The 22264-nt window shown below is 59.6% G+C and carries 13 protein-coding genes and 1 pseudogene; 5 read left to right on the top strand and 9 right to left on the bottom strand.

Annotated features, from left to right (window positions below; all coding sequences use genetic code 11):
- Positions 1 to 101: 101 nt before the first annotated feature.
- Positions 102 to 383 carry a hypothetical protein gene (locus tag M1D88_RS05125; RefSeq protein ID WP_458113491.1) on the bottom strand — a complete coding sequence of 94 codons (282 nt, stop codon included), beginning with the start codon at positions 381 to 383 and terminating at the stop codon, positions 102 to 104.
- Between M1D88_RS05125 and M1D88_RS05120 the strand changes: the two genes are divergently transcribed.
- Positions 373 to 765: a hypothetical protein gene (locus M1D88_RS05120; protein WP_458113490.1), complete on the top strand. Its 393-nt coding sequence runs from the start codon at positions 373 to 375 to the stop codon at positions 763 to 765. The genes M1D88_RS05125 and M1D88_RS05120 overlap by 11 nt on opposite strands.
- A gap of 39 nt (positions 766 to 804) precedes the next feature.
- Here M1D88_RS05120 and M1D88_RS05115 read toward each other — a convergent pair whose 3' ends face one another.
- The 4 genes from M1D88_RS05115 to M1D88_RS05100 form a co-directional block, all read right to left on the bottom strand.
- Positions 805 to 987: a hypothetical protein gene (locus M1D88_RS05115; protein ID WP_458113489.1), complete on the bottom strand. Its 183-nt coding sequence runs from the start codon at positions 985 to 987 to the stop codon at positions 805 to 807.
- A 202-nt stretch (positions 988 to 1189) separates the two neighbouring features.
- Positions 1190 to 2344, bottom strand: coding sequence for an acyltransferase family protein (locus tag M1D88_RS05110; protein WP_458113488.1), 1155 nt, complete (start codon positions 2342 to 2344; stop codon positions 1190 to 1192).
- 895 nt (positions 2345 to 3239) lie between these two features.
- The gene (locus tag M1D88_RS05105; protein WP_458113487.1) at positions 3240 to 5195 is read right to left on the bottom strand and encodes a UvrD-helicase domain-containing protein; all 1956 of its coding nucleotides are present in this window, start codon (positions 5193 to 5195) and stop codon (positions 3240 to 3242) included.
- On the bottom strand, positions 5192 to 8560 hold the full coding sequence (locus tag M1D88_RS05100) for a DEAD/DEAH box helicase (protein WP_458113486.1): 3369 nt from the start codon (positions 8558 to 8560) through the stop codon (positions 5192 to 5194). The genes M1D88_RS05105 and M1D88_RS05100 overlap by 4 nt, the downstream gene beginning before the upstream one ends.
- Before the next feature lie 849 nt (positions 8561 to 9409).
- Here M1D88_RS05100 and M1D88_RS05095 point away from each other — a divergent pair.
- Complete coding sequence (locus M1D88_RS05095; protein ID WP_458114433.1) at positions 9410 to 9886, top strand: DUF6308 family protein; 477 nt, start codon at positions 9410 to 9412, stop codon at positions 9884 to 9886.
- 251 nt (positions 9887 to 10137) lie between these two features.
- On the opposite strand, the gene M1D88_RS05090 is transcribed toward M1D88_RS05095, so the two are convergent.
- Positions 10138 to 10755: a DUF4230 domain-containing protein gene (locus M1D88_RS05090; protein WP_458113485.1), complete on the bottom strand. Its 618-nt coding sequence runs from the start codon at positions 10753 to 10755 to the stop codon at positions 10138 to 10140.
- 322 nt (positions 10756 to 11077) lie between these two features.
- Between M1D88_RS05090 and M1D88_RS05085 the strand changes: the two genes are divergently transcribed.
- Positions 11078 to 12358: a hypothetical protein gene (locus M1D88_RS05085; RefSeq protein ID WP_458113484.1), complete on the top strand. Its 1281-nt coding sequence runs from the start codon at positions 11078 to 11080 to the stop codon at positions 12356 to 12358.
- A 68-nt stretch (positions 12359 to 12426) separates the two neighbouring features.
- Positions 12427 to 12654, top strand: coding sequence for a hypothetical protein (locus M1D88_RS05080; RefSeq protein WP_458113483.1), 228 nt, complete (start codon positions 12427 to 12429; stop codon positions 12652 to 12654).
- Between the two features lie 849 nt (positions 12655 to 13503).
- Here M1D88_RS05080 and M1D88_RS05075 read toward each other — a convergent pair.
- The 3 genes and pseudogenes from M1D88_RS05075 to M1D88_RS05065 all read right to left on the bottom strand — a co-directional run bounded on the left by M1D88_RS05075 (position 13504) and on the right by M1D88_RS05065 (position 19948).
- The gene (locus M1D88_RS05075) at positions 13504 to 15129 is read right to left on the bottom strand and encodes a DUF3320 domain-containing protein (protein ID WP_458113482.1); all 1626 of its coding nucleotides are present in this window, start codon (positions 15127 to 15129) and stop codon (positions 13504 to 13506) included.
- Between the two features lie 304 nt (positions 15130 to 15433).
- Positions 15434 to 15652, bottom strand: a pseudogene (locus M1D88_RS05070) (hypothetical protein); the annotation flags it as partial.
- A gap of 984 nt (positions 15653 to 16636) precedes the next feature.
- The gene (locus tag M1D88_RS05065; protein ID WP_458113481.1) at positions 16637 to 19948 is read right to left on the bottom strand and encodes a DUF4011 domain-containing protein; all 3312 of its coding nucleotides are present in this window, start codon (positions 19946 to 19948) and stop codon (positions 16637 to 16639) included.
- Positions 19949 to 20504: 556 nt separating this feature from the next.
- Here M1D88_RS05065 and M1D88_RS05060 point away from each other — a divergent pair.
- Positions 20505 to 22259, top strand: coding sequence for a hypothetical protein (locus M1D88_RS05060; RefSeq protein WP_458113480.1), 1755 nt, complete (start codon positions 20505 to 20507; stop codon positions 22257 to 22259).
- Positions 22260 to 22264 lie beyond the last annotated feature (5 nt).

The raw sequence follows: 22264 nt of genomic DNA, 5'->3' as shown, positions 1-22264 counted from the left end.
TCTTTCCTATTTATTTCCCACGGGATCCCTAGGATGAATCAGCGTCCAGGCATATCGCCGTCTACCAGAACGGGGCGTCAATCCTTTGGGGGAAAATTGAATCACAAAGCTCTTGCCCTGCTCACTGTCATTCTCGCACTGACAGGCTGCACGTCTGCGACGCCCGTCTCAGGTTCGGTGTCCGCCTCTGGCACGTCATCTGCGGTCACCACGGCGGAGACGGTTCCTGCTACACCTACGCCGACGACTACCGCGACGCGTCCATCTGCTCCGACGCCCACTCCCACCTTCACTCGGATGGCGGGGATCGGGGACGTTGCGATCAATGGAGGAATCCACATCAAGATCATTTCGGCTGTGGCTTCCCCTACTGTGACACTCAATACCTCCCGCTATAGGTCGGGCACTGGCAGTGAAACTTATGAAAATGTGCCTGCACAGGCCGGCGGGAAATACGTAATTGTTGAGGCGATGGTGACTAACAATGCGACAGCGCCGATAGATTTGACCTGCAGTTACCCCATCGACTTCAAAGTGGTCAACTCTTCCTCGCAGGTTTACAGTCCGGTTCAGGAACTCTATAAAATCAAGGGCAATCCGGAGTGCAATGCCCAACTGCAGCCGGGTTTCGAATCTCCAATGATCTGGGCTTTTCTGGTGCCTGCCGCGTCGACCATTGATGGCGCAACATTTCGTGAAATTGACTTTGAAGCACGCGGTTATCAGACTTCCACCTACATTTCATTTGGTGCCGGTCTGAACTGACCAGGTGGGAGTGGCGAAAAGAGGGGCTCGTTGCTGCCATCAGCTCACCGCAAGACATACCGCCACGACAATCCACGTGACGACGGCGCGCTCATGACGACGGCGGTTGCTGGCTTTGTTGCCACCCTCCGCCGCTTGGCCTTCGTGGCTCCCCTTGACGGCAAACAGCCAGATCCAAACCTGGTCCAAATGAGGGGCGTCACTCAGGTCTTGGGCTGACATTTGGACTGCTTGGACAATCCTCACGGCCGAATTCACAGGTTGGATGTCAGCAGCGGCGCGGTCCCGACATGCGGGGCGGGTTGACCTACCCGGAGGCACTTCACAGGACGGCGGACCCCCGCCGTTGTCGTTTTGCAGCATGGGATCGAGCAGGGCGACCAAATTCCCTGTGCGGCCATCCGGTGGGTGAGTCCGTCGAAACCTACGCGCCGCGGCCCGCAGACACCAGTTCACGCTCCGGCACGCGCTCACGGGCCGGGCGATCGCCCTCGGGCTCCAGCCTTTTGTTTGCCCAGCGGCGCAGGGGCTGCTCCACCAGGCCGAAGGACGCCCACGCCATCAGCACGGTCAGGGCCGCAGCCAGCGCGATGCGTAGCGGCAAATCCGGGATCAAAGGAATCAGCAGAAGGTACACCGGAATGTGCCAGAGATACATGGCGTAGGACAGGTCACGGCCTGGTCCGGCAAGCCAGGGGTGGCTGAGGACCCGTGCCATGAAGCCGGCGGGTTGCAGGACAAGCGAGCCGATCAGCATCGCGGTCAACAGCGAAAGCACGGTGGGCCCGGCGGTCCAAAAGGCGTTGAACCAGCGGCCGGGCGTGTCCGGTTCCTTGAGTACGAACAGCGCTGCCACCAGCGTGAGGGCAGCCAGCGGCGCACCCCACCGTGCGGCAGACTGCAAGGACAGGTGGAGCGTGGAGCCTGGGCGGATACTGGTGAACAGGAGGGCCAACGCGCATCCGATCAGCAACTCGTCGGCCCTGGTGTCCGGCCCGTTGTACAAGCGCCCCAGCGGTGCACCGGCCAGAACCAGCAGGGACCGTTCCAGCAGGAAGGCTGCGGCCAGGCCGGCAGTAGCCCAGGCGACGGTGCGGACCCTCCAGAACCGCAGCATCACCAGCAGGAGCAGCGGCCACAGCAGATAGAACTGCTCCTCCACGGCGAGCGTCCAGGTGGGACCTAGGGTTTCCCCGGTGATGGAGCCTCCGAACACGCCGACGTGGGCCAGGTTCATCACGTACGCGGCCGCTGGCAGGACAAACCCCGCTTGACCTCCCCACCCGGAGTCCGGAAATACTAAACCGACAACCAGGATCACCGCGCACAACGCCAGGAGTGCGGGCCAGAGCCGTGCCAGCCGCTTGGCATAGAAAACGCGCAGCCGCAGACGGCCGGTGGCGAGCCGCTCCTTCATGATCAGCAGAGTGATTACAAAGCCGCTGAGCGTGAAGAAGACGTCCACACCGATGAAGCCGCCCGGAACGAGTTCCGTTGCCGTATGAAAGAAGAAGACACCGACCACAGCCACCGTGCGAAGCCCGTCGAGGGCATGCTTCCGCCCCGAGATCAGCCCCATTGCAGGGGATACAGGACGTTCTTGGACTGACAATTTTCCGCTGCTCGACCTAAAATCCATCCGTCCAGCCTACATAACGTTTCGGTAACTCCCCTGAACGGAGTCTGGGTGCAGGCTTGGAACGTGGGGTGAGCCCTTCGAAATCACACTTCTTGATCGCCAGACCCAGCCGGCTCGGGCCCCACCGACGACGGGGTAATGGCCGTCCACCACAGCACCAGCGCAACACCCTCTATCGGGTCAACCATCGGCCCAAAGTCGCCGGCTTGGGGCGATTACAACCTTGGTGGTGGCCATGTACCACGACCATCGAGGAGAATATCCTCCTCGACACCAGCTCCATCGTGGGTGCCCTGGCTCATGAACTTCGGTTTCGAGAAGCTGTCCGTCACCACTCGAGCATCAACACCAACCAGGAACTGGCCGACTCCGAGGGCGTCAAGATGGGCTGCCGGTGTGGCTGGCTCCTCAGCGTCAAGTCAAAACTTTGCCGGGGCCTAGCCTAGTCCACGCTGGGGCGGGTGAGCCTTGATCGCGCTTTCCTGCGTGTAGAGGACGGTGTCCGCGAAGTCGACCACGCCTAGGCCCGCCCTCAAGGAACACATTGCCCGCCACAGCCTGTCAGTATACGTCCTGGGACTCCTCCAAGCTCGGGCTGCGGCCGTTCCACGCCTCGGCCGGCTGGCGCACCGGTAGACTCTGGACCACGGCTCCGACCCCGAGCAGGTAGAGTTCCGGGACGTGAGTGTCACGGGTGAGGTGGCGGATGTCGCTTCTAAGTCACGCATACTCTCACCGGACGGGCCGGAGTAGCGCAGAGGGCTACGCATCTCCAATCTGCATATGCTGCCAGGCGAAAGCGGCAGAGTGCAGTGACTGCTCGGCATGCTGGAGATTACCGAAGTGGCCGAGGTAGCGGCTTGGTATGCACCACGCTGACTGCTCGGTTTGCCCGGGTAAGTGCGGTATAGAGTAACCCATGCCGCCCAAAATTCTCAGGAAAGTCCGCTGGTTCGATGACAACGACGCCGTCGAATTCAAGGCCGCGACTGGCATCGGGCTGGAGGACGACAACACGTTTCTCACCGAGTTCCCAGATGCAAGGGTTATTTCGGGACAAAACCCAGCCAGCCTTTCTAAAACCATCCGGCACGCGCCTCGGATTGCAGTCGATGACAGCGACAGTTCCATGAGGATAATTGGTCAGCAGCTGCTCGCATTCGACAATGCTGGACGTGCCCAGGTCTTCGGCGCGCACTTTGTGAACGGACGGGGGTGGTCCTTCGTGCTGGAAAGCGAGCAGCCTTCGCTCGGACCGTGGCAGGAGACGATTGGCGAAAGCGAGGATTGGTTTGGTGCTACGGTAGCCGCGGTCGAGAGTTCGAACAGGTACCTCGCTCGAGTCCTTTTCTATCACGTCAATGACGTGCTGCCAGCTCGACCAGGTGTGATCGGATCTCCTCTGGTTGAGGTCGCCCATGATGGTCCAAGAGCCGTGGTCATTGATTGCAGCAAGCAGATACCATTCGAGAGGGGTGACATCCTGAGCTTCGTCCACGATGATGTGCTGGATGTTGACTAAGTCCTTGATTGCTTGAAGTTTCCACTGAATGAAGGCCAGCAACGCATTTTGTGCCCGATATCTGATCGCCTCGCTGTAAACAGGGATCGATTTTAGATAAGAAGACCACTCGTCATCGTGAGTGATCCTCTTATTCGTTGTCCCGTTCACACGAAGGTGCTCATAAACGGCCTGCACCGAGGGCTTGCCGCCGCCTCTAATTAGCTCTTCAATTGCAGACCACGCGTACTTCGCCAGCTGTGTATCAACTTCACGCCAATTACGGGATACCCGCCCTTGGAGTTCCCCTCGTAGTCCGAGAATCTGCTGTGTTAGCTCGGGCATGGCGAGAATCTTTATGTGCGAAGAGTTTCTCGACAAGCGGTGGATGGCCTCTCGAACATGGCTGCTGTACTCCCGTGTAGGTCCGATGATCAGGACGTCGCCATCGAGCGCGCTTTGAGTGGGGGTCTCTTCGTTCACCAAGTAGGCGGCCCGGTGTGAAGCGATGATTGTCTTGCCTGTTCCCGGCTTCCCCTCCACGATGATGCTTTCTCCAGCAGCAAGGGTTACAAGTTCGTATTGGTCCGGTTGCAGCGTACTGAGTACAGGAACAAGGCGTTCAGTACGAGGAGATTGAAGCTGCCCCATGAGGAGCGTCTCGACTCGGATACCCCGTTCACTCAATGGAGTTTGCTGACTGGTTTGGCTATTCAGATCTCCTGTACGCAGGTCCACCCGCGTCACAGGAGTTACAGGGGGACTGGTCGGGTTTAGCAAGTTGCCGACGGAAAGCTCAGAGTCTCCGGAGCCTGGCTTCTTGGGCGCAAGCGGCACGGATAGCCCACGCCTGCGAAATGGTTCGGCGGGAGCGTCGTCGCGGACCTTTTCGTCGTCGAAGTTCACAATCTCGCCTTTGCGATGCACGAAAGCCCGGACCACTGCAACCTCATCGCACAGTGCATGGTGCTCCTTTCCGCGGAAAAACGTGCAAGCCACGGGTGCAGCCCAACCGAAAACCTCAACTCCATTCAGGTCGCTGCAATGACGCTCACCAATGTAGAACTCGGAGTTACCGTCGATTATCGGGTGAGGCTGCGCCAATGCGATTCGTCCAACTAGCTGGCCGTCAAAGACTAGAGGCTGGGGACGAAATCCAGTCCCGGTCCATTGATTGTTGCGGGGCCCCGAAAAGCTGTTGGGATATTGGCGCCCCTCTTCGAGTTTTTGGGCGTACCGTTTCTGGGCAGCGCGTTCATTCTCAAGTTCGAGTTCTCGACTTGTCCTCATTTCCCCTCCTTTTGAGCAGCGACCGTTATGACACAGGCGGCAAAAGCTTCGAGTCGGATTTCGGGCTGGCTCTCTTCTGCCAACAACTGGGACAGGTGTGAGAAACGTTGTTCAGCCCGGTTGATCTGGCTCTGGAAGAGTGCGATCATACGCGGGTCTCGGCCTCTCTTTTCAGCAGTCGCCACACGAGTGCGAATAGCGTTCACCCGTCGCTTGTGCTGTTCAACAAGAGTTACTACGCGCGTTTCCTGGAGGGCCTTGAATTCCCGGTCTCGCGTGTCTTGTTCTCGGTCGTGCCTCCGATGCAGATCATTCAGCGCCCGCTCGGCAAGCTGTGGAAGCCTTTCAAGATCAGGGAGAGGTGCATCCGCTAGCGTTCCGTTTGCAAGTGCGGCAAGCAACGCATCTACGGGCCCGTCGCCGCAGTGACGACCACTGTCTGAGACGGCAGCTCCCCATATCTCGTCGCCTCCGCGTGAAGCCGACACGGCTTTGGCGAGCACAACTATATAGGTGCCGGATGGGACGTCGTGAGCGGGCGTCAGCAATCGGAGCGACGCGAACCGGGCGTAGTGATGACCCGGAACATTCACAGCGGCCATCACCAAAGGGCTCGTGGCCGTGAGGAGCGTGCCGCCGCTGGTGCGCGCCAGCTCCTGATCCAATACGAGATGGATAGGTAGCTCGCTGCGAAGTTGTGCGGATAGTCTGCCCGTCTCCGCGCGCGTTCTCCGTGCGCTTCGATTTAGAGCGTCCACGCGTGAGGCCATGCGAGCATTGCCTCGGAGCTCAAGAGTTTGGCCGTCCGGCGCCAGTTTAGTGGCGGGCCCTTCATCGATGTGAGCCCAATCATCCAAGAGAAGCGCGAGTTCTCGTTGACCTATGTATCGGCCAGTCCGGACCAGCTCGTCCTCTAGGCCTGCAACGTCTACGTCATTGCTGATCAGCAGGGAGCTCGACGAGTCCGCGACATCTTTCAGCCCGGCCTTCTGTTCTTCCAATGCTGCCAGGACCTCGACGATTTTTTGCTCTCGCTGTTTGGGAGAAAGAGTGAAATCGAACCCCACTTGCAAGGCTTTGGGTGCGTTCGCCGCAATGATTGGCTCGAGCGACCCAATCGAGGATTCAAAGATTTCGATGCGGTCTAGGAGGCGTGAGAGTATGCGTTCGTCTATCGTCGCCTCATTCACGAAATTGACGACTAGAATCGCTTCTTCCTTCTGGCCGATACGGTCTATTCGACCTATACGTTGCTCGATTTCCATCGGGTTCCAAGGAAGGTCATAGTTGATCACGGCAGAACAAAACTCGAAGTCCAAACCTTCGCTCGCCACTCGGTTTGCAAAGACAAAATCGAAGATTCCATTCCGAAACTCAGCCATGATCTCACGTCGTCTTTTGCGCGGGACACTTCCATGTAGCTGGGCGATCCGGTAATTGGCCGAGAGTTTGGATGATAGATATGCGAGAGTCGGGCGTGAGTGGGTGAACAGCAGTGCTTGTCGCCTTTGGTGGTGGAGAGAACTTAGAACCTCGCCGAGCATGTCCAACTTTGTGTCAATGCCCTCAGAAAGTTGAAGAGCAGCAGCGATGAGCTCCTCGTGGGGTTCGACGCGCAGAAGGGATTCGCCCGAATCTGCGTCAGTGAGTGCTCCGAAAGAATACGGATCCAAGACTGCACGACGTGCCATGGGCAGGCATGCGCTTGCTAGGCGCAGTGGCATTTGCATTGCAAAGTGCAGAGGCCGTCCGACTTCCGCTGCTCGTTGTTGACACCACGCCAGATACTCCATATAAAAGGTTTGCTCAGGAGCGGTCCAGTGGACTTGTCGGCGATCTTCCGTTCGTTTCGCCTTCCGGTCATCAACTTCGACTTTTTTTGTTCGTGTGATGACTGTGGACAGGGTGTTCAGGTCTGCTAGGTACCTCTTGGCCTCGACGACGTCGCGCGGACTGAGGGCTTCCTTCGAGAGTTTTTCTGTGAGCAGAGCAAACTCCGGACGGCCCAGCAAGGTGGCGCCAATCCGGCTCGTCCGTAGCTCCTGAAGACTTTTCAAGAGTTGGCTTGGAGCAGTTCCCTTTTCGACGAGGCGTCGTGCGACCGAATTGATCACCTTGTTAGGTTCGAGACGAAGCTCCAGATCGTTGATGTCGCCAAAGTCCTCTGGGGCTAGCAGTTCGAGCAAATTGAGGAGATCTTCCTGCCTCAGATTGATCGGAGTCGCCGTGAGGAACACGACGTTGTCAGCCCATCCGGTTACTTCTGAGCCGAGGGCGTAGCTTCTTGTGTCCGAATTTCTCATCGAATGAGCTTCGTCGACGATGACAAGGTCAAATGTCGGTGGAGAGTCTTTCAGCTCGTCAATGCCTTGCCAGGTCCGCAGCCGCTCGAGACTACAGATGTAGGCACGCCGCTCGGGTAGACGGTTGGCGCGGTGTCGTTCGAGAAATCTTTCGAGCTCCGTGCCGTCCAACTCTGTCAGGCTGAATTCAAAGCGATCCTCCATCTCCTCCTGCCATTTGCCGACCAAGCTTGAAGGGCAAACGATGAGCACGCTGTCGGCTTCATGGCGTGCCTCTAATTCTGTCCAGATGAGGCCAGCTTCAATCGTCTTGCCTAAACCGACCTCGTCAGCAATCAGGAGACGTGCCTTTCCTGTCTGCAGCAATTTCAGGACCGGCTTGAATTGATAGGGTCTAAAGGTCGTCCGCGTTGCCCGGAACGAGAACAGCGTATTGGAGAACTTTCCGTTCAGCTTCGCACGCGTTAGGGTTGCGCTGAACCGGGCGGCAGGTGTTGGCTCGGCTGCGACCCAGGAACGCGGGCCGTCCAATTCTGGGCGGCGCACGAGGCCCGTTTCAACGACGTCTTGGACGCGCCCGTCGACCCATACGGTGTACGACCAGCGATTGCCCGCGAACTTTCGATCGCGGACGATGGCATCGATCCCTGTTGGCTGTGTGACCACACCTTCTTGTAGGGCGAACTGAGGGTGTGGTACCTGGCTGGCCGACTTCCACAAAATTTCGGCCCATCTCCAGGCTTCAATTAGTGGGTGATCGTCCGTGAGTGTCGCGATGGCCGTCAACATCGCATCCCCTGGCATTTCGCCTGAGCCGACTTGGAGCAACATCGGACCTTCGGGGATTCCACAGAACCAGTACAGTCCTTCGGGCAGTGCCACGTCGGGATTCCAGAGGATCCTACAATCCGGCACACTATCCACCAGCGCCTTCACCGGCGTTTCAATCACTAGTGCCCGTGCAAAGCTGGCGCTATGAAGAGCGACTTGTACATTTTCGTAGTCCGGGTGATACCCGAAAAACTGCTCCGCACCGCCGTGCAATTCTGGTCTGCTTGACATGCCTGGTGTCTCCCTCGTGCCTTCCCTATGGAGCGCGGCTTTCGACTTTGATTCGATCGATGCTGCGATGCAAGCTTGCCCCCAGATCACGACGACATCGAACGTGAGACATCACTTCGTGCCCCTAGCGGTATCCGACCTCGGCATCGGGAGCGAACCACGAGAGGGCTTTATATGCCGCGTTCGTTCCACGGTTGGATGTCGCTCCAGTGGACAGCCTCGCCAGCGGCGTCCGCTGCTTGACCACCCCTGCAGCCGTAACAGAAGCATTCAGTCCCTCCCAGCAAAAAAACGTGGCCCCACACGTTCGATGTTCAGAGCCTTGCAGGTCGGCAGCCCGTACGCCACACGTACCTGTACTTGATTTCAGCTGCCACTGTCACGACTCAGGCAGGTAATTCATGTGCCAACTCGACGATGAACCGTTCCGCCCACGCGGGCGGCACCGCTATCGCGTTCACTTGAGGACGTGAGAGCGTTGTGCGGAGGGGAGGGTGGGTGACCTCGTATTGGTCCGTCGAGATCTCGTGGACATGCAATTCAAACTAGAGCCGGAGCCGGCCCAAGCTTCGCGTCGTCGGCAGTTTCGGTCACTCACTGCATCGCAGGCGGCCACGGGAGGATCCGCTCCGATCCGGTTCTGGAACTGGACCCTACACCCAACAGTCAGTTGATGGCCGCGCAAGCGACGTTCGCAGTCTGTGGCGATGGCACCTGGTTATTCAACGACCACGTGATTATCTGCCGTTCAACGCCGGAATTTACTCCCAGTTCCTGGGTTTCAGCCCTAGCCCTTAGCTAAAATCACTCCATGCCAGATTGCTTGCAAGTGGGTGGGGCACGGATTGAATTCGGGCATTTGCAGGTCGTTACCTCACCAATAAAGGTGAAGCCTGGGCTTATCCCGCCTACGACGAATATCCAGGCCATTCCGGCCCAAACCTTGGGCCCGCCGACCTACGGGCACCGGCACTGCTACATGCCCATCATCACCCAATGGAGTCGTACAACGGGCTTCAGCCGCTTATCCCAGTTCTCAACGGGCGGCTCGCAGATCGAGCACTGACTGGAACACCTGCAACCGCAGAGAAAAGAACTATCAAGGCCTTGGTCAGACTCTTCCGAGTCCTTGACGAGCCCACGCGCCAGGTCAGCCTCATCAAGCTGTCCAAGATACTTCACCGAAAACGCCCGGAACTCATACCGCTCTACGATACGAATATATGGACGTGCTACGTAGAAAAGGGGAAGATCCCGAGATCGCGCAAACGTAGCTGGCAGGAACTTGCGGGACTCTTCATCCCCGCACTCAGGCATTACTTGTAAGCCAGATGGATCAGTGGAAAGAGGTTGGGGCACTAGCGCCGACACCGGCGATCACACCTCTGCGTGCGCTAGACATCATCGGCTGGCACGTAGGAGGGCAGACGCCCGTCTCTGACGACGCTGACATTGAAGTTTTTGGAACAAAGCAGAGTGGTTCCAGGCGTGGCGTACTACGAGAACATACCTCTGCGGGCCCTCGTCCGTGCCGGCCGGGTTCGACTTGAAGACTCGATCAACACGGTCGAGCCGGACTAATTATCGAGGAAGGTGGCCTGGATTCCCAGAGCGCCGAACATGCCGGTCAGCATAGCTTTGGTGTTGTCGGTAGCCTGCTCCCGTAACTCCGACTCCTCCGCGGCGGTGGTCATCTTGGTTTCGGCGAGCTTGAAAAACTGCGCTTGCTGGGGCACCTCGATCGCGTCGGCGATCTGGTCTAAAACGCCCCGGTCCTGGCTGAACACATAGGACCGGTCGTGGTCGAGGTTGGGCTTGTCGAGCTGCGGCTCGGGCAGCCGCACCGTCACCGACTTGCCGTCCGGGGACAACGTCAGATCCTTGTCGGCGACGCCGGATAGATCGACATACGTGTTGACTGTGCCCGCCGCGACAAACAGCGTTCGCCGTCCGGCGATGATTTCGGGCATCCACTCGACGCCGTCCTCGACGTCGATCACCACCTCAAAGTTGCCGACGGCTGCGTGGTACTGACTGACGTCCTTGATCGATTTCAGCAGCGCGGGCTGGCTCCGGTCGGTCTGAAGCGACTGGAACGGGTTGAATCCACTCATGTTGGCACCGACAACTGCCAGCACCACAGCGAGCGCACCAACCACAACCAACGCGATCGCCTTAATAAGCTTGCCGATCATCGACCCCTGCCCCCTTGAAACGCCCCAGGAGCCGTTCCGATCCGTTTTGCCCGTCCGGCGGGTGCCGGGCGGGCTAATTCAGCCTTAGTGTAGCCCGTGAACTCGACTCGAATGGCGTCTGCATGCCGAGGTTACAGTGCCGTCAGAGCAGGCTGACACATCCCCCGAACAAAAGGCGCAACGGATTAGGAACAGGACGGCTCCGAGTCAAGGGCGCCAGGTGGATCGCAAAATGCTTCGCCAACGCGTTCACGTGGACGCCGCTCTCCCGGCTTGTTACCGGCCTGCCGTCGTCGGCTGCTCGCTGTGCCAGAATGCTCACATGAACGAAACGACTGAAGTTGGCATCCATGTCTCCGGCGACGCAGCTGTCCTGACCGGTGACCGTGCCCTGTTGGAATCCCTGATGGCAAGGATGGACGTTGACACCACGCGTGCAAGTGGATTGGGGCAAGGATCTGCTGACCTCCTGGCCCAGGCAACGGGGATGGCCGCAGTAGTAGCCGCCATAGACGGAAGCTGGGTGCAACTCACCCCGGAGTCCACCCGCAAGCTGGCAGAACTTGCCCAGTTTAATCTGTCCCAAGATGGCTTGTTCACCGGTGTCTTTCGCGGTTCCATGGGCCGCATTGATTCGTTTGCGCAGTTCACCAGGGGCGGCATCAATCCAGTAGCCATGGCGAACCTCGCCACGTTGACGGCAACGATGGCGTTGAGGAGCGCAGTTGCCCGGTTGGAAGATCTGGCGGAAGCCATGGACGTCAAGCTGGATCGGCTGCTCGACGACAACAGAGCCAAAGCACTGGGAGACGTGCAGGGCCTTACGGTGGTTCTGACTCGCGCATTCGAGCTTTATGAGGCGACGGGACGGATCAGCGAAACAGCATGGTCTCAGATTGCCGGTCACGCCACGTCTCTGGCCCAGGCCAGCTCTCATGCCCTGGCCCAGATCGATACCATGACGCAGTCGCTCAACGCCAAGTCGCTGGCCGAAAAGGCCTCCGCTGCGGAAACTATTGCCGCCAAAGAGCTGCGCTCGTGGCTCGTTATCCTTGCCGCAGCCCAGGCAAACCAACAGCGGCTCGAGACCCTCGAACTTGTTCATGTACGTCAGCACGATGCCGACGCAGTTGAGGCGCACGCTGCTGCCATCCGATCTGCTGCAGCCAATCGATCCGTTGCTGTCACCGGCAGGATCCAGGAGCTGGTTGATGCCTTGGCCTCAGCAGCCAATGTGAGTGACTTCAATCGGGTCCGCAGCCCGCAGAAAACCAGAATACTGTTGGACTCAGCCGAGAGTGCTGGAGCGCTGATAGGCGTCTTCGCTCAGATCTACGGTTTGGACGGCCTGATTACCGGAGAAGTGGAACGGGAATCCTGGCGCAAGTCATTGACGGACTTCGCCAAAACCACCACAACGGTGGTCTCCTCAGGAGCCCGAGCCGTGCCGGTGGGCATCGCGAAGGTTAGTGGAGATGCGGTTATCCGCGTTGCTGGCCAGATTGAAGCGCAGCGGACTAACGGTTCGGAAAAAGTGGAGGCCGTGGAGTCTCGTCGTGATGACGTGAAACCAACAGCTTCCCCGAACGGCGACGACATCTAAAGGCGCCAGGCACATTCTCCCGCAGTGCTAATCTCACCTGACGAACGACTGACGATACGGAGTAATGCATGGCTGAAAAGGTAAACAAAGCCGCAGCCCTATTTAAAGACACCAAGGTCAAAGCCAAAGCCAGCGGAGCCAAGGTTTACTCCTATGCGAAGGACCCCGACACGCACGCTAAAGCCAAGAAACTGCTTGAAGACGGTAAAAAGATTTATCGAGCAGCCACAAGCCCCGAGGCCAAAGAGGCCTACCGTCAGGCAGCTGAAATCATAAAGAGGGCACGGAAGAAATAACCTCACATCTTAAGGACTCGTGGGTAGCTAGATATTGCGCCGTCTTGGCCGCCCCAGCAAGCCGCCCTACCCCGACCTCGTCTGCAAATTCAGATTGTTATGTCGGAGCGGACGTCCCCTCGCAGAGTTGCTGGGACGCTCGGCATATGGAGGTTCAATAGCTTCCACCCAACTCCCAGCTGGGTTCGCTCGACCTCATTTGCAATCGAGCGGAGCCTGAGGCCACCCTTGTGGAGATCTTCGATTTTTCGAACTTCGTCTGTGGCGTATTTTTTGCCGTGCCGGGGACAGCCGCTTTCGTCCTCGATGTTTCCAGAGGGAGAAAGCAGCAATCGAATGAGCCGAATGGCTACTTCCTTCTGATCTATCCGCATTTCTGCGGCGATCCCGGGTATGTCACGTCCTCGCTCATAGTGATCCAGAAGCTGCACCTGGTCACTGCGAGTCCAGCGACGTTCAGTTCCGGCATAGGGGTCGAGGAGCCTGGCGCCAGAGTCATTAGTCGAGGTTCTCGTCACGATCGCCGGGGCGCTGGGCCTTTTTGTACCCTCCGAGGAACGGAGCCGCGGCACTTGAGGTACGGGCTTGTCCAACCGCCGCAGAGGCTCTGGGGCGTCTACCGTCTTGGCCGCCTCGACGCCTGTTGACCCTGCCGTCGGCACTGTTGTTGGCGTCAATACTGGACCGGGCGTCACCGGTGAAGGCTTCGCTCTTTCCAGCCGTTGGACATCCTCTGGGGAGGCCCGTTGAGCCGTAGATACCGCCTGCTCTCGCCCGCGCCCGAAGAGCCAACCGGCCAAACATGCCAAGGCAACGGCTAGCAGAGGTTGCCAGTGCCGCTCGCTTGAGCTACCCCACAAGGTGCACCAACTCACCGCGCAGTTCAAGTCGGCCTGTGTCTACGCCGTACTGCAGCCCCTCGTTCAGTCGTGCTGTGATGCCCGCCGTCAGTCGTTTCCCTCCGAAGACACGGATCGTGTCTCGGTGAAGTTCGTCAACCGATATTCCGCCGGAGAACCGGACAATTTCGACCATAGCGTTGCGGATCTCAACGACGCTCACGTGCTCGAGTTTGCGGACCTCTTCGGGTCCGTTGGGACGAAACTCTACCCAGGCCTCCGTGTCGATTGCTGCATCCCACACGAACCCGTCAGCGTCCCGCTGATGGGCGTTCTTATCAAGTAGCCGCAGTACTGAGTTCATCCGCTGTGTATTCACCTTGTTGAGGTTGAACGCGGCGCAGGTCAGCTTTGCCAGGCGTTCGACGTGGATCGGCCCCTCGGCCTCGACGATGGACTGCATCGCCTCCCGGAGGGCCGCAACGGACCTTCGGGACTGCAGATTGTCCAGGACGTCTATAGTTCCGAAGTTCCCGATCACCCAGGGTTTGTAGCCTGCACGTGCCGGTTCCACAGTTAGGTTCTCGTCGTTCCGGAGCCCCCCGGACGCTTTCAAAAGCTGTCCCCCGCCAACGACGTCGTGATCCCCAACCGCCTCCACAGAGTCCGAAGAACCCAGAATCTGAGGCACCTCTTCGGCTTGAAGCACGTCGTCCCCACCGGCCTCAGAATCTCGTGCGTGGCCAGTGGAGCTCACGGCGGCCTTCGCAAACGCAGCCTCCAGCTTGTCCAATACTGCGTCCCTGTCGCCGATCCATGCTGGCAACCACACGCGCTCAACAGCGGGCCAGCGCATCATCCGGGTCAGGACATCGCCCGGAAGGCCATCCCTATCTCCCGCCGTTCGGCGGGCCGCCCACGCCGGACTGTCCAGCAGGACAGCCATCATCGGTCGGTCAGGCCTGTCCGGAGTGGCAACACTAATATCCACTTTGAAGTCCGACAAACCCACATCGGTGGCTACTACAAAACCGCGGTCCCGCAGCGCGTCTGCGATCTCTTCCCGGTGAAGGTCCACCGCAGGGCTTCGGCGTCCGTCATAGGGCAATGCACCCGTCCCTTGCTCGGCAAGATCAAGATAGGAGCGCAGGTGCTTGATACCCACGGAACTCGTCTCCTCGGCTCTCAACTCGGAAGGGCTGAAGCTGGAGAACACAATGACCTGCCGGCGCGCACGTGTCACGGCGACGTTGAGCCGCCTCTCTCCCCCGGCACGGTTCAGCGGTCCAAAGTTCAGCGGGAGGTAGCCTTTGTCGTTTTTGCTAAAGCCCGTCGAGAAGAGAATGACGTCGCGTTCGTCACCTTGGACGTTTTCAAGGTTCTTGACGAACAACCCTTCGGGATCTTCGTCGAGGGCTTTGATAATCTGAAGGTCGTCTGTGTCTCGTAGCAGCCCCTCAATCAAAGCCCGCTGCTGCAGATTGAAGGTGACTACGCCAACCGACGGCGAATCGCCGGCACCGTTGAAGTGCTTCCGCACTTCCTCGACGATGGCCTCTGCCTCCACTGGGTTGGTGCGCAGCACTTTGGAAGGACCCGAGCGATGGAACTGGCCGTTGACCCGAACGAAGTTCACGCCATGACCGTATAGCCCCGGGTTCGGGTGCTCCATGCGACGGACCGGGGAATGATGAGAGTTTGCTGTCGTAGTACTGCTGGTTGCTGAACGCAATCAGGGACTCGTCCTGGCTGCGGTAGTGCCAGGAGAGCCACTGCCTTGGCACCCGGGCCTCGACGCACTCGGAGAGAATTGACTCCATATCCTCGACGGCTGTGATCTCAGTCTCCACATCATCCAAGGAATCGCTGGACGATTCGGCAAACGATGTAGGCGGCATCTGCTTGCTGTCCCCGACGACCACCGCAGATGCGCCCCGCCCCATGGCTCCGACAGCATCTGCCACACGGATCTGTGAGGCCTCGTCAAACACCACGATGTCGAAAAGATCGGATCGGGCGGGGAAGAACCGCGCCACCGAATCAGGGCTCACGAGCGTGCACGGCATGATCTGTGTGATCAGGTCGGCATAGCCTTCCATCAGCTTGCGGACGGTGAGGCCACCGCGTTGCCTAGTCAGCTGTCGTTGCAGCTCCCCCATCCGGCCGGAGGTCGAGGACGAGGATACTTTCCGGGAATTTACGACGCCGGCTGCCAGGTTCCGCTTCAGAAGCTCACGTACCAGCGTGGCCCGCGTCGTGAATCGGTCAATGGTGCGCTCGTGGGAGGTGGCGTCGAAGTCCTGAAGACCGGTTGCCAGCTTCCGTTCTTCGAGCGAGCTTTCGGCGAGTCCGCGCTCGAAGGCTGTGGCGGCGTCGTCGGCTTCCAACTCGCCGTTCAATATGGTCGAGCGGACATCGTGGAGGCCTACGGAACGCAGTTGCTCAACATGGCGCAGCAGTTCAAGCCAACGCTCCAAGGTCCGAGATCCTGTGGCGTCGATGGCCCGTATGGGACGCGAACTGGCCCAGACCTCCAAGAACGGAGTGGTTCCTGTCCACCGGTTCAGCTCCGCAGCGTCAACGGCAGGAATTCCCGTCAGGGCGTCCCAGGAAGCGGCCAGCTCGTACAGCCACGCGATCAGGTTTGCATGCACCGGTTGACCACCCTCGAGGAAGGCTCGCAGCCGGGTCTGAAATGGCGCCTCGTTGCTGGCACCTGGCTGGACAGCGTGCGCGGCCCAACGCAACCAGCCGAGCCTCCGGTTGAGAGCCTCCTGACCGGATTCAGTCAGCGGGTTCCAGCCCTCCGGCACCGCCACACCAGGGACTCCCTGAGCCTCGGCCTGAAGCCCACGGATCTGATGCTGCGCATTCGCAAGATTCTGCAGCAGGGGCACAAGTTCCTTATGCCGAATGGCCGCCCCCTGATGCAGAACGGCGCCGAGCTCAGCAGCCACCGCAAGCAGCCTCTTTTTCCGACCAAAGAAACCGCTGGCCAACGCCTGTTCCGCGCGTCCGAGAATCTCCGGAAGGGGCAGATCCATGGCCTCTGGGCCTACTTTATCCAAGCCGGGATGATTCACAGCGGCGAACGCTGCCACCAGGTTTTCAAGATGCTGCGCCCCAGCTGACCACTGCCCCGTTCAAACATCGTCGAGCGTGCCAATCGGGACGCTGCGGTCCTCAAGAAGGGCGGCAAGGACGCGAATCTCTGCGGACGACCTCGCCGACGACACCACTGCAGGCAGTTCATGAACTGAACGGACGGCGTCAAGCGCTGCATCAATGCGACGGCCGGCAACGACAATCTGATCAGCAGCTGCTGTATCGGGGACAGTGGCGATGAAGCGCCAGGGATGGTGCTGCGCGGGACGTGCGCGGTCCGTGAACTCGGGCAGCTCACGGAGCAGCGTCCGCAGCGGTTCCAGCACGTTGTCATTGGCCGTGGAAGTGAAGGCCGTGCTCAGCGGGAGCACGGGGTCGGTTGGATCGAAAGTCAGTGCCTTAGTACGGGCGCTGTACAGAGAAAGTTGGGCACCGTTTTCCTCATGGAGGTGGCTGGCGTAGCGGACCAGTCCCCTGCGTGCAGAGGCCAAGTCTGTGGAAGCCGTATCCAGTCGCTGCTGATCGGAACTGAGGCTAAGCTCCAGCGCATGCTTGATTTGGGCGCGGACCATGGCTGGTTTACTTCCCTTGTCATGCAAGTCGAGAGAGAAGGGACCCATGCCCACCTCTTCGAGACGCTTCTGAACGACGTCCAGCGCGGCCCGTTTTTCAGCAACGAAGAGGACTCGCTTGCCTTCCACGATGGCCCGCGTATGGAGGTTGGTGATGGTTTGAGACTTCCCTGTTCCCGGAGGTCCTTCAAGCACGAAGGTCTGGCCCCCTACGGCGGATGCAACCGCCTGCAGTTGGGATGAGTCTGCGGGGATTGGGCATTTCGCGGCGAGGGCGTCGAGGGCGGGCTCCTCGGCCGTTGTCATGGGGTCGTGAAAGAGCTCGGTCGGGCTGGTGATGAGGTGGTGCACGAGGCGGTTTTTCCCGAATTGCTCCCAGCTCTCGTCCAGGTCTTTCCAGAGCCGAAACTTTGCGAACTGCAGCATGGACAGGTCTGCCGTGTTCTCCACCCGGAAAGCGAGGCCCTTGGCGGAGACGGCTTCCCTTACGGCATGGAAGGCGGCATCGAGGTCTATGCCGGATCCATCTTCTGAGGGTTCGGCGAGCCCTGGAATCTTAAGCCCGTGAGCCTGGGAGAGCTTCTCCAGCAGGCAGTAATTGGGCGTTGACTGACCCGTCTCGTCAAGGGTGACGCGGTAGAGGCCCTGCCTGCCAGCGGAAGTCAGGTTCACTGGCACCAGAACCAGCGGCGAGCGCAGGGTGCGGCCATCGAGTTCCCAGAGAAGGCTGCCGAGGGCAAGGTAGAGGTTGTTGGCACCGGTCTCTTCCAACTGCGTTTTGGCTTTGTACGCCAGCCCCCGCATCTTGGAGTTGTAGGCGTCCTCGGAAACCTCGGCGAAGACTGCCTTCTTCGAACTCAGCAGGCTAATCAGCTCGTCCTGAGGGAGATCCCTGCCGAACCGGATACCCCGTTCCTGATGGATGGCGCTCAGCTGGTTCGACGGAAGAAGGCTGATGGGAGTGCCGTTGTTTACGAGATCTTCAAACCGGCCAATCCACGAGCTGGGAACTGCGAGCGGGAATCGGGCTGTGTCCGTGAAGTTGATCAGCCGGTTGCGGAGGCTGAGGTCCAGGAGCGCGTTCTTCCACTGGGTAACCCGGGGCGGAATGCTCGACGTCGAACGGCCGGGCGCCGAGCCTCGGCCGTGTTTTTCGGGCACCACTGGCGCGGCTTTGGCTTCCGCAACGTAGTTGGTGACTACGGATGCCCCGGTCTCGTTGGTTGTCCGCGCGGGAAGGGGGTAAATTCCGTCCAATCGCGCACGCCGGACGTCGGTGACGGCTTGGATCTTGGCTTGGATCTTCTCATGACCCGCTTCGATGTACTCAGATTCAGGGCGACTCCTCAGCAGTGCGAGCGTGATCGGGTGGCCGCCGGTGAGCATCGTTGTCTCGACGAGGCCAATGAAGCCCCGCTGGACGAGGCTCACAAGTTCGAGGACGTCCTCTGATGCTGCCGTCGGCAACGTCCTGTCTTCGCGCCAGTATCCGAGGAAGGCGTGACCGTTAACGACCCATAGGAGCGGTGCGATTCCGCAGAACTCCAGCGCCGCTGCCATCACCACTGTGGTGTCCAGACAGGTGCCTAAGCGGCCTTCAAGGACTTGGGCGGGCGTACGCACCCGCTGGCCCTGCACACCCCAGCTCGCGGGCGGCATGCTGTATCGGATGTCGCGGTTGCTAGCTGCCTGGGTCAGAGCGAAGACGATTTCGTCCACGCGCTCTGCACCTTCTGTGTAGCCGTCCAAGCTGCTCCGGCCAGTGACTTCTCCCAGGGCATCCGCAGCTTCGGAGACAAGCGTCGAGATCGCCGGATGATGCGGCTGGACGTATGCTGCAAGGAACTCATAGGAGACGAGGCCCTTGCCTGCGATCCAGAGCTGGGCAGGGAGGAGCTGCAGGCTAGCCTCGGCTTTGCCGATTTCGGCGGCTTCCGCTCCTGCAGCTGCGGACTCGATCGTCACCAGTACGCGCCCTGGCTGTTTGTCGTTGAGCTCATACACGGTCGTGGCGGCAACCTGCACGTCGACATCGTCAAGGACCATGGACTGGCCTGCCGCAAGATCGACGTATTGCTGGAAGTCTTCTGAAATCTTGCCGGCGCTGGAATGGACCTCGATTCGGACGACGGCGCCGCGGATCTCGACACCAGGGTTCGTAATCTTGATTTGCCGCACGAACTTGAAGCCGTTGTGCACCATGGCATAGCTCAGCGACTCCGCTGCCGTGATCTCAACGGTGACCGCATGCTGCGTGAACTTGTGGACTTCAAGGTCGGGTTGGCCTGGGGATTCTTCGGCTTCACTTCCACTGATGGGATCCGTCCTTTGGGAAACTACAACAAATTCTTCTCGCTTCTCGAACTCATCGAGGAGAGCGCCGAGCTCCTGGGCAGTGCCCGTTAATTCCAAGTGCTTGGCTAGCCGGCCAGCCGTGTCTAGCGCACGGTAAGTGTCTGCGTCGTCGAATGCCTCGTTATGGGCCCAGAGATTACGGGTCTGGCGGAGCTCGGACGTGTAGCTCCGAGCGTCGTGGGAGAGGTTGAATGGATAACCAAGGGATCCCAAAGGTTCAGTCATCGTCCGGAGCTGCACGCTCAAGTCGTGGGGTGAGTAATTGCTCGTAGTTCTACCCGCGGTGACATCCTTGTGCTCTAGAATCCTGGGCCAAGCCACGCCCGGCGCCAGTGGTGCCAAGGCGGACTCAATGTACGAGCCCAGACTGGCCGCCAAGGTGTCCAGAGCACGGCCGACGTACTCACGGTTGGTATGCCCCATTGTGTTCCCCCATCTTCGGCGACTGCCGAGCATCAACTCAGCTCAGAGTAATGTGCCCTGACACATCCCCCAACCCCGGCAAATGAAGGGCACTTAGCTTGAAGGTAAGGCAAGGCACCGACAATCCCGTCCCGCCGGTGAGCTCCCGTACCCGGCGGGACGTCCGATGATCAGGCTATGCCGACGCGGGTCAGGCCAATGATTACAGCGCGCGATCCGCGACGAGAAAATCCGGTGCTGTGGATAGAATACGCGGGTGAAAGCGCCTCAGGTGGTCATAGACCTCAATAGGAAATCTCGGATAGTCCTTCGAGAGGGGCTCCTCGTCGACCGCAGAGGTGCTGAGTTCACTGTTCTTTGGAATGACGGATCAACCGATGATGTCAGACTCGGTGTTGATGGGGACCACAAACGTTTTGCCACCGCGGCTGGTGGGCTACGACATCGAAATTACGTCGACCCGGTTGGCACCTCAGAGCTCGTGCGCTCATCGCCTGAACAGGCTTTTGCGTTCGCCCTTCTCGACTCATCGAAGCCGGCGTCGAGTAAAGACCTAATGGGGATTGTCGCGGAGGTCTTCACTGGGGATGTCAGCGCCCTGTGGAAGCGAGCTCGCCCGATTTTCGAGGCGAACGAGAATGTCAAGGCATCGGGTAAGGGTGCGAGCCTCAAGTACATCTGGGCTGGGGAGGCTCCGCTCGATGCAATCTCGGCTGACTTAGGCGTCCACATCCGCGGATTGACAGCCATGAAGGACAACACCGTGACGGTGGGGCTCGATGCCGGAAATGCAGAGCAAGGCGGTGACGTTGCTCCCCAGGTCGCCGATGGCGCTGTCGACAGGCCAATGGATTCAGGAAACCGGAACGAGGGCCGAGACAGGGCACAAAATGCTGAGGGCGGGCAAATTCACCCGGCTGTCGAACTCGTCCAAGCCACTTCGGTCTCAGGCCAACGGCCTGAGAACTGGGCTGAGCTACTGGGCAGTGCCCTGCGGAACCCTTTGGCGGCTGGGCTCGCTGTGGACTCGCTGTCCGACGATGCGCTTCAAGCGGCCGTTCCGGCGCTCGGTCAAGCTGCATTGATCCTGCAGGCCCTGCCGAGGGACAGCAAGACGATCAAGGCAATTGATGCGGTGCAATTGGCGGGACCCGAAGCTGCGGCCGCTCTAATAGATGCGGCAGACGCCGAGTTGCGCGGTCTTGAGCCGGCGAATGCCAGAGCGCAGGAGCTGCGGCACGCCAAGGACTTCCTGATTCGGAGGCTGTTGAACTCGCCCTCGGTTGGTCTCCTCAGCCTGAACACTGTCCTTCGTGCCACCCGCGAGATGGAATCGCCGAAAGATGCTGCCAAGAAGGGTGAGTGGGTCGCTGAGGTTCTGGCGACCGTCATAGGCGCGATGGATCAGGGCTCTTGGAAGAATCTCTCGCTCCAGGACAAGTCGGCGGTGGCCCGGCGGCTCACCTCCGTTCCGCTGGATGCGACCGGCTCGAGAGCACGTGTGCTGGGGTGGATCTGGCGCAATCATCCAGCAGATCTCGCCGACGACATGTGGTGGCGGGGCGTGGAGTTTGACGATCTAGCTGCGGTCGCCACCACGCCCCTGGCCAGCGCGCTCGAGAGCGATGCCATAGCGTCCGCCATAGTCAAGCCCTTGGTGGTCAAGAGGCTCACGTCAGCCACCACGAGGCGTCAGCTGCTGACGTCGCTCGCCGCCCCCACTGCACTTGCTCGCCTCATGGATGAAAGTGACGTTGACCGAGCATTCGACCGAGTCCTGCTGGATGACAACATCGGCCGGGCCTGGCTTGTGCGCCTCAGGAATGAGACACAGATATCCGAGCTTGCTCACCAAGTAGAGACCCTCACTCGCCAGGTGAGGGAAAAGACGGAGCTGCTCGGCAAGGCCCAGGAAGCCGTGCGGTTAAGTGATGACCGGCTGTACCGCATGGAGGCACGACTTGGCGAGGCCGCCGCGAGCACCAACGAGCTTCGCGAATCTCAGTCGCGCCAGATCCGGATCGATGTCATGCGCGCCTTTGCGGAGCTCTGCGCGTACGTCGACGACGCTGCCGACAGTCAGTCCGCTCAGCGCGTCCGAGAGCGGGTCAGGCGGATGGCAGCCCGTGAGGGACTGATTCCGTCGGGTGTCCAAGGCCGGACGGAGCCCTATGACCCACAGCGTCACGATGTCATAGGGGAGCCGCCACTGCCGGACACACCAGTAATTGTCACGGGCATCGGATATACATGGGGCGAGGGGGCCGATGAGATTGTTCTCGTGCGCGCGCTCGCTGAACGAACTCATTAGGAGTT

This window comes from Arthrobacter sp. R1-13 (genome assembly GCF_054161475.1).
Note: the sequence above shows the minus strand (reverse complement) of the source record. Positions and strands in the feature narration are given on the sequence as shown.